This is a genomic window from Photobacterium aquae (assembly GCF_001029445.1).
Taxonomy (GTDB): domain Bacteria; phylum Pseudomonadota; class Gammaproteobacteria; order Enterobacterales; family Vibrionaceae; genus Photobacterium; species Photobacterium aquae.
This window is the reverse complement of the sequence record NZ_LDOT01000007.1, coordinates 117,129-129,518: the sequence shown is the minus strand read 5'-3', so window position 1 is coordinate 129,518 and position 12,390 is coordinate 117,129. Positions and strand designations below refer to the sequence as shown.

9 protein-coding genes are annotated in these 12,390 nt (G+C 46.9%); 4 read left to right on the top strand and 5 right to left on the bottom strand.

Annotated elements, in window-relative coordinates; genetic code table 11:
• Positions 1-61 precede the first annotated feature (61 nt).
• Positions 62-1,741 carry an RluA family pseudouridine synthase gene (locus ABT56_RS07650; protein WP_047878283.1) on the bottom strand — a complete coding sequence of 560 codons (1,680 nt, stop codon included), beginning with the start codon at positions 1,739-1,741 and terminating at the stop codon, positions 62-64.
• A gap of 329 nt (positions 1,742-2,070) precedes the next feature.
• Here ABT56_RS07650 and ABT56_RS07645 point away from each other — a divergent pair, with 329 nt between their 5' ends.
• Complete coding sequence (locus tag ABT56_RS07645; protein WP_053062412.1) at positions 2,071-2,910, top strand: EAL domain-containing protein; 840 nt, start codon at positions 2,071-2,073, stop codon at positions 2,908-2,910.
• A gap of 39 nt (positions 2,911-2,949) precedes the next feature.
• Here ABT56_RS07645 and ABT56_RS07640 read toward each other — a convergent pair whose 3' ends face one another.
• Complete coding sequence (locus ABT56_RS07640; protein ID WP_047878282.1) at positions 2,950-4,341, bottom strand: class II fumarate hydratase; 1,392 nt, start codon at positions 4,339-4,341, stop codon at positions 2,950-2,952.
• Positions 4,342-4,643: 302 nt separating this feature from the next.
• On the opposite strand from ABT56_RS07640, the gene ABT56_RS07635 reads away from it, so the two are divergent.
• The gene (locus ABT56_RS07635) at positions 4,644-4,919 is read left to right on the top strand and encodes a PepSY domain-containing protein (RefSeq protein ID WP_047878281.1); all 276 of its coding nucleotides are present in this window, start codon (positions 4,644-4,646) and stop codon (positions 4,917-4,919) included.
• Between the two features lie 108 nt (positions 4,920-5,027).
• On the opposite strand, the gene ABT56_RS07630 is transcribed toward ABT56_RS07635, so the two are convergent.
• Positions 5,028-6,392 carry an alpha-amylase family glycosyl hydrolase gene (locus ABT56_RS07630; RefSeq protein WP_047878280.1) on the bottom strand — a complete coding sequence of 455 codons (1,365 nt, stop codon included), beginning with the start codon at positions 6,390-6,392 and terminating at the stop codon, positions 5,028-5,030.
• 376 nt (positions 6,393-6,768) lie between these two features.
• On the opposite strand from ABT56_RS07630, the gene glgC reads away from it, so the two are divergent.
• Both glgC and glgA read left to right on the top strand, forming a co-directional pair.
• Positions 6,769-7,986 carry a glucose-1-phosphate adenylyltransferase gene (gene glgC, locus ABT56_RS07625; protein ID WP_047878279.1) on the top strand — a complete coding sequence of 406 codons (1,218 nt, stop codon included), beginning with the start codon at positions 6,769-6,771 and terminating at the stop codon, positions 7,984-7,986.
• On the top strand, positions 7,976-9,505 hold the full coding sequence (gene glgA, locus ABT56_RS07620) for a glycogen synthase GlgA (protein ID WP_047878278.1): 1,530 nt from the start codon (positions 7,976-7,978) through the stop codon (positions 9,503-9,505). The genes glgC and glgA overlap by 11 nt, the downstream gene beginning before the upstream one ends.
• A gap of 60 nt (positions 9,506-9,565) precedes the next feature.
• Here the strand turns inward: glgA and ABT56_RS07615 are convergent, their stop codons facing one another.
• Entirely contained in the window at positions 9,566-11,017 is a 1,452-nt protein-coding gene (locus ABT56_RS07615) for an MltF family protein (protein ID WP_047878297.1), read from the bottom strand.
• Between the two features lie 157 nt (positions 11,018-11,174).
• Entirely contained in the window at positions 11,175-12,338 is a 1,164-nt protein-coding gene (locus tag ABT56_RS07610; protein WP_047878277.1) for a GGDEF domain-containing protein, read from the bottom strand.
• Positions 12,339-12,390: the final 52 nt, after the last annotated feature.

Below are 12,390 nucleotides of genomic sequence, written 5' to 3'. Positions count from 1 at the left end.
GGCGGACCATACATTTTTGTTGGTGGTTTCTTCTATATTAAAGCTGCCAGGGAGGCTGTTGTTAAAAATCAGCCTCGACGCTGAAACGCATTGGCTCATGGGTAATAGGATGCTCAAGCTCAAGGGTCTCGGCATGCAGGTGCAGTCGATTGGCCTTAACCCCGTAGAGATCATCACCGATGATAGGCATATTCAAGCCCTGATGGTGGGCACAGTGTACTCGAAGTTGGTGGGTTCGGCCTGTTTTCGGATACAGGTGAACTTTGGTGAGGGTCTCTGTGCGGGCAATGACTTCCCATTTGGTTTCGGCTGGTTTTCCGTGCTCGAAACATACTAGCTGGCGAGGGCGGTCATCAAGATCGCCTCGCATCGGTAAGTTGATGATCCCGGAGTCTTGCTCGAGAACGCCATCAATCAGGGCACAGTAGCGCTTTTGGACGGTACGTTGGATAAATTGCCGTTGGAGGCTTTTGTTGGCGCGTTTGGTAATAGCTATTACCATCAGGCCGGATGTGGACATATCCAGACGGTGGACAATCAGAGGCCCAGTTGCTTGCGGGAAATGCTGCTTCATGCGCAGGTATACCGAGTCTTCAATGGTTTTGCCCGGCACTGAGAGAAATTCGGCTGGTTTGTTGACGACGGCCATGTCTTCGTCTTGGTAGATAATTTCTACCTGTTTACCTTCTGCTGGATTGGTCAGTAGTGGGTTTTCATCAACCTGCATACCTTCTAGCATATGACTTAGAATAGGCTGGCATTTCCCCTGACAGGCAGGGTAGTAATGCTGGTGACGGCGAATTTCTGATTTAGGTGAGGATCCCCACCAGAATTCGGCCAGTGCAATGGGTTCGAACCCGAACTTGAATGCGTAGTGCAGCAGTTTCGGTGCAGCACACTCGCCGGCCCCCGCTGGTGGGATAACGGCGGTGGTATTGGCAAACAGTTCACGCAGGTCTTTTTCTTCACCGCGAATGTTGAGGAAGCGATACTGGGCGAATAACTGCTTCTGCAAGGCGGCCGATAGGGTCTTGCGCTCTTGTTTCAGAGGGGCAATGTTATTTTCGAGTGCATCTAGCTCAGCAGTGACTCTGGCAAGCTCTGCTTCCCAATGCAGTTTTAGATCGCGTAGTTGCAATTTTTCCACCACACTCTGTTGGCTCAGCTGCTTTTTCAGTTCATTGCGATCATCTACACTCATCTCGGCACTGGCCGCGCGTTGCATTTTGCGATTTTTGCGGTTTTCTACCATCATGCTTCGGTGTGTGGCGAGTGACGTCTCTGCCTGATGACGTGTTTCTTTCACGTTGGCCATTAATTGGCTACGCAGAGGATCGGCTTCTAGGGCTTTGATCTGGGCATTGATCATATTGATCTTATCTTGCCCATCGAGGAAGAAGCTGCCTTCTCTTAGCATGTCAAAAACAGGGGGGACGAAGCCAGGCAACAGATTTTTATCGGCCATTTTCCCTGAAAACGCAGACAAGTAACCTAATTCGCCGAGTTTATTTTTTACTACAAGCACCCCAAACATTTTTCCGATAGCGGTTTCAGTTTTTCCCTCTAGGCCAAAGTTGTGCTCCCAGTCTGTTTGTGTCTGCAGATGTTGCTGCAATTCTTGGGCTGCCAGCAGGCTGATCGGATGAGGTTCGTAGTAGAACGGAAAAGTGAAACGTTCAGGTAGTTCAATATTCTCAAGAGAGGCTTTGAACGGGGTAAAGCAATGTTCTGGCGAGTGCATGATAGTGTGACGTTTACCGGTTAGTTGCTAATGGGGATGCCGTGAGGCAGACGGGGCATTCTACCTTTATTTGATCTTGATCGCACTAGTCACTGCTGAGAGGGGGCGGTTGTGGCAATCATGTAGAGGGCATCGCTGAGATAGTCGAAAAATTGACGCTGTGATGGTTAAGATAAATGTTAATAAGCCATTTTGCGTCGATATAATGAATTAATTTTACGCAATAGCATTATAAAAGTGTGACTTGAATTGTAATGTTGAATTTACTTTATTTATAACAAAAATTATCCCGTTATGGTTGAAATACCTGTGTTAATGGATTTCAACCAGTGAGCAAAATATTAAGGACACGAGAGGAGCTTGAAAGATATTTAGTGCATACAGAATTTGGACACCAAGCTAATTATCTTCAATATGATTTAAAAAGTGCATTTCAGCCTATTGTAACTCGAAAAGGAGAGTTATTTGGCTATGAAGCATTATTACGTCTAGAAGACAAAACTGGCCGTGTTCTTGATACTGGGCAGGTTTTCAAATCATACCGGCCTCCGTCACCGGATATGATAAATATTGATCGTTTGGCCAGAGTGATTCACCTTAGGAATTTTGCCACCCTTTACCCTTCATCATACCTGTTTCTAAACATGACGCCATCGGCGTTGATGGACAGTGAACACCAAAATTCGACGAATTCAGTGCTTATTCCTCGTATTCAGCAATTGGGTATCCCTGCGGGTCATGTTTATTTCGAGATATTGGAGCATCATTATGACAGCGACGAGCAATTAGCCGTGGCGACAGGTACTCTGAAAGCTGCGGGTTTAAAGCTGGCTATCGATGACTATGGGGTGGATGGGTCGTCAGAGCAGCGGGTCAGAGCGCTTTGCCCTAATATCATGAAAACAGATCGTTCGCTGTTGCAACAGTATCGCTTGGGAAGGAAAGCCCCTTTATTAGATGCCATTGTTCTGGCGAAGAGCATGGGTATTAAGGTACTTATTGAGGGGGTTGAAGATGCGGTCGATTTCGCTAACGCGCAAGCGTTAGAGGCGGATTACCTTCAGGGGTATTATATTGGTCGTCCGGCTGTCGTGGACACAGTAGCTGAAGACTCAGAGCAACAGCTGTTTGTCAATCTGGCGATTAAGTTTGCTTTGTCTGCGGTGTAATGTTTCACGATTTTAGTTGCGGCTATTTTCTGAGTAGGGTTACTTTTTCCCAATCACTCCTCCTTGTGTAAGCATTTTGGGATTGAGCAATGCTAGCAACTCTTCTTTGCTCAATGTCGTTTCCTCTTCTGCTACATCGAGAATGTCTCTATGTTCTCTGTATGCCTTTTTAGCGATCTCTGCTGCTTTCAAGTAACCAATAATTGGATTAAGCGCTGTAACCAGAATTGGATTTTTGGATAGTGAATGCTGAATATGCGCATCGTTCACGGTGAAACCAGCAATGGCCTTGTCGGCGAGAGTGGTCAAGGCATTGGACAATAACTCAATGCTTTGCAGTAGATTATAGGCAATGACGGGTAGCATGACATTAAGCTGAAAATTACCCGATTGGCCTGCTACGGTGATTGTTGCGTCGTTGCCGATAACCTGTGCGGCCACCATAGCGGTGGCTTCGGGGATCACGGGATTCACTTTGCCAGGCATAATGGATGAACCTGGCTGTAGCGCCGGTAATTGGATATCGGCAAGCCCAGCCAGTGGTCCTGAGTTCATCCAGCGTAAATCATTGGATATTTTCATTAGCGCGACAGCGGTTGTTTTGAGTTGCCCCGATAGGGAAACCGCGGCGTCTTGGCTGCTGATAGTATAAAAAAAACTGTCACTGACATGAAATTCAATCTCAGTCGAAACAGAAATATTGTTGGCAAAATTGATGGCAAATTCAGGTGATGCATTGATGCCTGTACCTACCGCAGTACCGCCTTGACCAAGGCCGCGTAGCGTGTCAAGGCTGTGGCAAATCCCCAATTGGGCTTTGTCGAGTTGTGTAAACCAGCCTTCGAGTTCTTGGGCGAAGGTGATCGGCATTGCATCCATCAGGTGTGTTCGGCCTGTTTTTACTTTTTCTTGATTAGCCGCGATTTTATTGGCGATTACTGTCTTGCAGTGTTCTAAGGCGGGGATTAAGCACTGGTGGCATGCCAATGTGGCACTCACTTGGATTGCTGTGGGAATCACATCGTTACTGCTCTGGCTCATATTGACATCGTCGTTGGCACTGATTGCGAGTGGGGCGATCCTACTTGCCAAGGTTGCGATGACTTCGTTGACATTCATATTGGTGCTTGTACCAGAACCGGTTTGGAATACATCGACGGGAAATTGGTCGCAGTACTGGCCCTCTAAGATTGACTGGCAACTGTCGATAATGGCGTGTCCCTTGATATTATCAATAAGTCCGAGATCCATGTTTGTTCGTGCGGCAGCCTGTTTTATGTAGGTGACGGCATGGATAAACCGTGTGGGGAGAGGAATGCCACTGAGCGGGAAGTTTTCTATTGCACGTTGTGTTTGTGCTTGGTAAAGCGCATCGGTCGGGACTTGGATCTCGCCCATGCTGTCTTTTTCTGTCCGGTAACGTGACGGCATGTTCTTGTCTCTGAGGCTGGCTGATAGGAATATCTTAGTGGAAACCCTGCCAGTTTGCGCTGTGGGACACGTTACGGTAAAGGGATCGGTAATTAAGTACCCTGTCTTTGTTGTTTTAATTCTCGCGGATAGGCCAGATACTTATTCGAACAGGTATTATGCTGAAAATGAGAGTTTTATCTCAGTATGATGTACGGGTAAGAATAGTATCGTGACTGCCTTCACGTTAATCTTGTCGTGCAAGGGATAGTTTGCTTGTTCTGATATGATAGCGATATGTTTTGGGAAATGCAGGAGCAGCCATGAAAAGTAATATAGCCATTATGGGACTGGTGATGGGGTCTATCATGGCAATGTCTGCTCACGCTGATCCGGTTGAGCCGCCGTCAGCGCCAGCACTGACTGTACCTAAGGCGATGCGTATGTTGCAGGCAGAGGGGTATTATGATTTTCGTAAAATCAAAGTTGAACAAGATGACCACGAGATCGAGATTGAGGCGCGAAATCCTGATGGGATGCGTGTGGAGGTAGAGTTAGATTTGTTTAGCGGTAGAATTCTATCGGTTGAGCGTGACTGACCTCTACATCCTATGTATATCCAGCAGAGGCCTCTGTTTGAACCGGGTAGGAAGTATCAATAAGAAAGCCGTGGTTGCTGAATAAATAGGTCTACCACGGCTTTGCTTTTAGTGGTGTGGGGAGCGGCATAGCATCATTGCTTGTTTGGCTGCCAGCACTACACTGCTTGTTGTATTCGTTACCATTAACGGCGTACCGGATATAAATTCGTAGTATTGCCCTTCGGGCAACGTTATCTTGAGCGCGATATCACCACGGTTGATAGCGACAATCCCTTCATCGCCACGGCTGAATACCAAGTGGTTGATACCCACCTCCATGATTGCCATCGGCAACCCATGCATTCTGTTGTGGAAGGCGATCATTCCCTGTAGAGCAGGGTTCTGCCAACTGTTTTGCCATCGTGGATTACCTTGGCTGTTAACGATATTGCTGGTGTTTAGATCGCTGTATATCAGCGGTACCCCTCCGTCTCGGCCTAGAATATAGCTGTAGGCGAGGTATTCGTTTGTTTCTGACATGACTTGTTCAAGAAACACTGCGTTATTGGGAATATCGTGAGTGATCGCGAAGGTTATTGCTCTGTCATACGCGAGCGCTTCACCCACCGAATATGGATTGCTCAGATCGGCCATTGGTGCTTTGTTTTCTAGCACATTGTAAATGGTATGGAATAAAGGAAAGTCATAGGCTCCGAGAGGGGTATGTTGTAAATAGGGAGCAAGAAAGAGGTTGTACTCTTCTTTGCTTGCTCCACCATCAGTAATGATCTCGCCAAAAATATGCAGCCCGTCAGGAATCTGGTTACCCCATAGTCTATTAATGTGATCGATAGTTAAGTGTTTTGCAGCATCGATCCGCACGCCTTTTATGCCTAATTGCATTAGGGCGTTTAGGTAATTTTGTTGTTGTTTTACTACATTGTCATTCGTTCTTAGCGTAGGCAACCCCGGGTCGGTATTCCCCCCACTAATACGTCCATGCTGAACTTCCCACGGGCTTCGCCAGTTTTTGATCGGGAACGCGGTGACAAAATCGGACTTAGTGAAAATCGGTTGGGATAAATCACCGTAGAGTTTTATTTTTTCAACGTAATCTGCCTGTGTTTGGTACTCGGCAATGGTTGCAGATGATGGGTAGGAAAGATCATCCCGGATCGATGATTCATTGGCCATATGGTTGAATACAACATCGGCATAGGTGTGCAGTCCATTCTGGTTTAGCGATTGGATCATTGCCTTGAAGTCATCGGTATTTCCTAGCTGGTTGTCGATGACGCGGTAATCTTGAGGTTGATAGCGTTGCCACCAAGGCGTGCCTCGGTCGCTCTTGTGGGATTTCATCGGTGGAGAAACCAATACCGCCTTGAATCCAGCTCGGGCAATAGCTGCGGCATGTTTGGCGATATCGCCGTAAGGCCAGTCAAAAGCATGAAGAATCACGTTGGTTGCAGGTGATTGATGGTTAGTCATGGCTGGGTGTGTCACGAGAACTCTCCTTAGTTTGAACGGTTGGAGTCTAGCGATTGGCGGTGCAAAAGTATTCATCTCTTGGTGACCATTTGGGGGAGTAGACTGAGGGAGGAGAGAGTCACGCCTCTTTTCAGTGGTGGGGGGAGTTAATGTGTGATGGGGTGATAAATTACCAGTGGTAGCGATGTTACCAGTTACTCATCAATGTTACCGCCTGGCGGCAATTGTTTGCTTGTATGCCCTGATGCTATTTGAGTTATTTGTTATTGTGGTTATTTTCGAAAAAAATCAACATTTTTTCTGCTTGGGGCATTCTCAATAGGCATGCTCATATGATATATATGTGTACGGTTGCTTATTAACACGGAGGTACACCATGGCTGGTGTTTTAGGAATGATTTTGGCAGGTGGCGAAGGGTCACGCTTACGTCCATTAACAGATACGCGTACGAAGCCTGCAGTGCCATTTGGTGGCAGTTACCGTTTGATTGATTTCGCGTTGAACAATTTTCTTAATGCGGATTTGATGAAAATTTACGTGTTAACCCAGTTCAAGTCGCAATCTTTGTATTTGCATATGAAGAAAGGCTGGAACGTTTCGGGGATTACGGGGCGTTTTATCGATCCAATACCCGCTCAGATGAGGATGGGTAAACGTTGGTATGACGGCACTGCTGATGCGATTTATCAGAATTTACGGTTTGTCGAGCTAGAAGAACCGGATCAGGTGTGTATTTTTGGCAGTGATCATATCTATAAAATGGATGTGAAGCAGATGCTTGATTTTCACATTGAAAAACAGGCCCACCTAACTGTAGCCGCACTGCGTATGCCATTGAGCGAAGCGAGTGCGTTTGGTGTTATTGAAGTCGATGAACAGGGTTGTATGGTGGGCTTCGAAGAAAAACCAGCCAATCCTAAAGCCATCCCGGGTGATCCCGAATCTGCATTGGTTTCAATGGGCAATTATATTTTTGAAACCGATGTGCTGTGTAAAGAGTTGGAAGAAGACGCATTGAACGAGTCATCTAGGCATGACTTCGGCAAGGACATTATTCCTAAACTGTTCCCACAGGGCAAAGTGTTTGTCTACGACTTTACGACTAATGTGATTCCTGGTGAGAAATCTGCGGGTTACTGGCGTGATGTCGGTACGATAGAGTCATACTGGCAGGCCCATATGGACTTGCTGGCCGAAGATGCACCATTTTCTTTGTATAACAGCCAGTGGCAGTTGCATACCTATTATCCGCCATTGCCACCAGCGACAGTGCTTGATAGTGATGAGTGTAAGGTTGATATCAATAACTGTATGATTTCGGCAGGGAGCTATATTCGAGGCGCCCGTGTACATAAGTCAGTGTTGGGTTTCCGTACCAATGTGGATCACTGCACTACGATAACGGAATCAATCATTTTAGGTGATGTGAAGATTGGGGCAAATTGCTCTATACGTCGTGCGATTATCGACAAGAATGTGCAGATAGCTCCAGGCACCGTGATTGGTGAGAATTTGGAAGAAGACCGCAAGAAGTACCATGTGTCAGACGATGGAATTGTCGTGATACCGAAAGGAGCGAAAATTGGTTACTAAGAAAAAATCGACTTCTAACCCTCTGAAAATCCTTTTTGTTGCTTCAGAAGTTGATGGGTTGGTGAAAACAGGGGGCTTGGCGGATGTGGCGAAGTCTTTGCCTGCCGCGCTAAAAGCACAAGGGCATGACGTACGTATCGTTGTGCCGTTTTACCGCCAGATCAAAGAGAGCGCTGAATCGGTCCAATTGCTGGAAACCACCTTGTGTGTTGAAACTCAGCCTAAAAGTGTGGATTACCGAGTTCATCAACTCCATAGCGGCGATGTTACGGTTTATAGTGTTGATGCCCCGGTTTATTTTGATCGTCCGGCATTGTATGCCGAAGAAAATGTTGGTTATCAAGATAACGGCGAGCGTTTCGCGTTTTTCAGTGCTGCGGCGTTGGATTTATGTGAGAAAGTGGCCTTCCAGCCAGATGTTGTCCATTGTAATGATTGGCATACGGGGTTAGTGCCTTTCTTGCTTAGAACCCGTTATGCCAATAGCGCTTTCTTTGCAGAGGCAAAGAGTGTGATTACGATTCACAACGCGGTATTCAAAGGGGTCTTTAATTATGACCAATATAGCCTGATCCCTGAATTGATTCAGCGCCGCTATCTTCAGCTTGAGCAGGATCATTCGCATATCAGTATGCTGAAAGCTGGGGTTGCATATGCAGACAAAGTGAATGCTGTCAGTCCCAATTATGCCGCCGAGCTGTTAACGGAATTGGGTTCGCACGGTATGGCTGCTGATTTCCAGCAACGCGCGGCTGATCTCTATGGTATCGTTAATGGTTGTGATTATGGTGATTGGAATCCTGAAACGGATCCGTATATCAAGCAGAACTTCAAGGCGAGCAAAGTCAGTTTGGCAAGGGGGAAGAAGGCGTGTAAACGCGATCTTCAACAGCAGGTTGGTTTGCCAGTGGTTGATGTTCCCGTATACGGGATGGTCTGTCGTCTGACAGAGCAAAAAGGCATTCACTATCTATTACCCATCTTGCGCGATTTTCTGGTTAACAATGTACAGGTTGTTATTCTGGGAAGTGGTGATCCGGTATTGGCGAAATCACTGCGTGATGTGAGCGAGGAGTATGCCGAGAAACTGGCTTTTGTTGAAGGGTACAATAACCCGCTAGCTCATAGTGTCGAAGCTGGGTCGGATTTCTTCTTGATGCCTTCTGAGTTTGAACCATGCGGCTTGAATCAAATTTATAGCTTGGCTTATGGTACATTGCCTATTGTCCGAGCCGTCGGCGGTCTGGTGGATACGGTGATTGATTATGATCAGACACCTCAAGTTGCAACTGGTTTTATCTTTAAGGCTCCAACGCCTGAAGCGTTGCTGATTAAGCTTCAGCGCAGCTTGTTGCTATATTGCCAGAATCCTCAGGAAATTAAGCGATTGCAGCAAAATGCGATGGCGAGCCGTTTTGAATGGCAAGATGTTGCAGAGCAGTATGTCCGGATGTACAACGGCGAAGAGGATACGGCCTTGGGAAAGGTGTCGGCGAATCAGGCAGCACTTAGCAGCTAGCGGTAGCGAAGACGAACGATAAGCCTTCTGTTGTAACAGAGGGCTTTTTTTGTTGCGGCGTTAGCGGCTTAGTAGAAACCTCAAGTTAGGTGTTTTTGCGCTGCGTTGCCCTGCGGCGTTTTGTAATGAAAAGATCTGCTTGTAGATGGTGAAGTAGCGATTGATGTTGCCGACATAGGTAATTGGTTCCATACCGACTTGCTCTCTGACAAGAATTTCCACGTTGTTGAACCATTTAGTCGGATCGTAGCCTCGTTCTTCGGCTTCTCCTCTGATCCTTCTTATTCGATTGGGGCCGGCATTGTAACTGGCAAGGGCAAAATAGAGCTGGTTTAACTCGTCGGTTTCATCATCAGCCACGTATTTTTCCCGTATGTAGTCCATATATTTGACGCCAGCATGGATATTATTGTCAATTTTGCCTATGTTGCGAACATTAATGTAGGGTTCTCGTGCTGTAGAGGGAAGCACTTGCATGATGCCGACGGCACCGGCATGGGAGCGCTTGGACTGGTCGAACTGTGATTCCTGAAAGGCTTGGGCTGCGATGATCAGCCAATTGATATTGTACATATCGCCATAGTGGATAAACCGGTCTTCAAGCGACTTGAACTTCTTGATATTGGAGGGGCTGACAACCTTCTGGAACCATGCCTTACTATTGAGGTAGCGGTTGAAAATGACATTGCCATTGAGGGTGCCTCGGCGATTTTTTTCGATAAACCCGTTGACGATCTTGGCTAGGTGGGGACTGTCTTTGCGGAAGCTCCAGCCGATACTGGCATTTTTTCGGAGAGGGAATTCGGTATGGATCTGCAAATTGTCGGTAACGAGATCCCAAAATTCTGCTTTGTGAGAATCCATGACAGTCATGGGGATCAAGCCTTGCTGGATCATTTGCAACAACTCGTAGTCTTGCAACGTTTCCTCGAGAAAGTGTACGTACATGGGCTCTTTGTCGATCTTTTCAAGTTGATGGTTGATTTTGCGTACGCTTTGGTAGTAGCTAGAACTCGCCCTGACCCAGACACTCTTTTCTGACAATTGTTCAATATGACGTATTCGAGGATGAGAGGTATGGGTGACGAAATATTCACTGATATCTGTCAATATCGGCACGCTAAAGTCGACGACTCTCTTGCGGCGTTTTGTTTCGGTCAGGTTGGCGGCAGCAATATCACCGACGCCGTTGAGCAGGGCCGGTAATAGTTGATCACGGTGGAGTGGAATGATCTGGAGCCGAAACCGTTGTTTGGTGGTTTCTAGTAGGTACTTTTCGAACAGCAGTAACATCTCAGAAACCATCCCTTTGGGTTGGCCGTTATCCAAGTAATAGAAGCCGAGATCAGCGGCGACTAATATCCTTATAACACCTACATCCTGCATAACGCTGAAATCACCGGTATATTTATCTTCGGGGATGGTGGCGATCTCAAAAGCATTGCCGACACCAGAAGCAAAGAGGCTAGCAAACAGGGCGAAGATAAAGTGATAACGTCTAACGTGATGCATAAACAGGTTACCCAGCCGACAATTAACCAAGTATATACCCATATGCAGGAAGCAGAATGAGTGTGTTATTTCATGTTGTCTCAGCACGGATGAACTCCCGCCCGCCATTGAGGCGGGCACGGTAAGCCATGTAAGGTCAATATGACGGCGAGATCTCTTATAGTGCATGGCTGTACTGTCTGGGTTCTGCCTGAATTTCTCCTACACTCTGGTTTCGACCTCTTTGTTTGGCTGTATAGAGGTTGAGATCTGCACGTTCAAGGAGCTTGGCACTGATCTTTTCATCGTTCATCGAGGCATAACCAATACTTACCGTGACGAAGGCGTCAGTCTGACTGGCTGGGTGGGGTATCGATGCCATTGCGATGTGCTGGTGGATGCGGTGCGCGACAGCCAAAGCGCCGTCGGGGGCTGTATTTGGCAAGATAACGATAAATTCCTCGCCGCCATACCGCGAAACGGAATCACTTTTGCGCAATAGTGCCGCCTCTAAAATCGTAGCTACTTGTTTTAGGCAGGTATCACCTTGAGGGTGGCCAAACGTGTCGTTGTATTGCTTAAAGTGATCAATATCGATGATTAGCAAGGCCATCGGCTGGTTGTCCCGCTTGCTGATATAAAACACCTTTTCTAATTCATATTCAAAAAAGCGTCGATTATGGATACCGGTAAGTTGATCTCGGGTGACGAGCTGATCGAGCTGGTCGATCAGTAGCTGTTTGTCATGCTCTTTGTTCACATTGCTGATAAACCAGTGGTAGAGGATACGGCGGCCACTGAACACAATAAGTATGGTTGCAATGAGTTTTTGTACAGGAAGCAGAACACTGCCGTCGCCTTGGTTCAGGGTGGCATAGGTGCTGGCGAGGAGTACGGGGATAATAACAATGTATGTTGCAGATTTAGACGCAAAGAAGCCAAGAAGCGCCATCATTATGATGAGATCGGCGAGGATCTCCGCATTGGTAAAGGTATTACCCAACCAAGCGAGATGGAAGATTGAAGCTGTCCAGCTTAACCCAAACAGGGTGGCGAAAAGAATGAGCTTGTTTTTCCCGTTGTCTGCTCGTGAATTTGGCGGCGGCCGTGGGGTATGGTCGGAAAATAATCGCAGGCCACCAATTGCAAGGAGTGTCTGACTACCGTACAGCAGGTAGCTGGTGAGCATATACGGAGGACTTTCTTCAATGCTATTTAGCCAAAGGCTGGTGAGCATAAAGAAAAGCAGCATGAGTGATAACCATGAAACCCAGCGGGCAGCTTGGTACAAAAGTTGTTGAGCACGGTAGTTGATTCGTTCGTTTCTGGAATGAAAAGCCATATCACTATCGGTTCGAAAATTTGTTCTGACCCTAGTGTATATGACCCTCATA

Coding starts and splice junctions, on each gene's coding strand:
- ABT56_RS07640 (WP_047878282.1), bottom strand. CDS start 4,341: ATGCCGTCACGTTACCGGACAGAAAAAGACAGCATGGGCGAGATCCAA.
- ABT56_RS07630 (WP_047878280.1), bottom strand. CDS start 6,392: ATGACTAACCATCAATCACCTGCAACCAACGTGATTCTTCATGCTTTT.
- glgC (WP_047878279.1), top strand. CDS start 6,769: ATGGCTGGTGTTTTAGGAATGATTTTGGCAGGTGGCGAAGGGTCACGC.
- ABT56_RS07635 (WP_047878281.1), top strand. CDS start 4,644: ATGAAAAGTAATATAGCCATTATGGGACTGGTGATGGGGTCTATCATG.
- ABT56_RS07650 (WP_047878283.1), bottom strand. CDS start 1,741: ATGCACTCGCCAGAACATTGCTTTACCCCGTTCAAAGCCTCTCTTGAG.
- ABT56_RS07615 (WP_047878297.1), bottom strand. CDS start 11,017: ATGCATCACGTTAGACGTTATCACTTTATCTTCGCCCTGTTTGCTAGC.
- ABT56_RS07610 (WP_047878277.1), bottom strand. CDS start 12,338: ATGGCTTTTCATTCCAGAAACGAACGAATCAACTACCGTGCTCAACAA.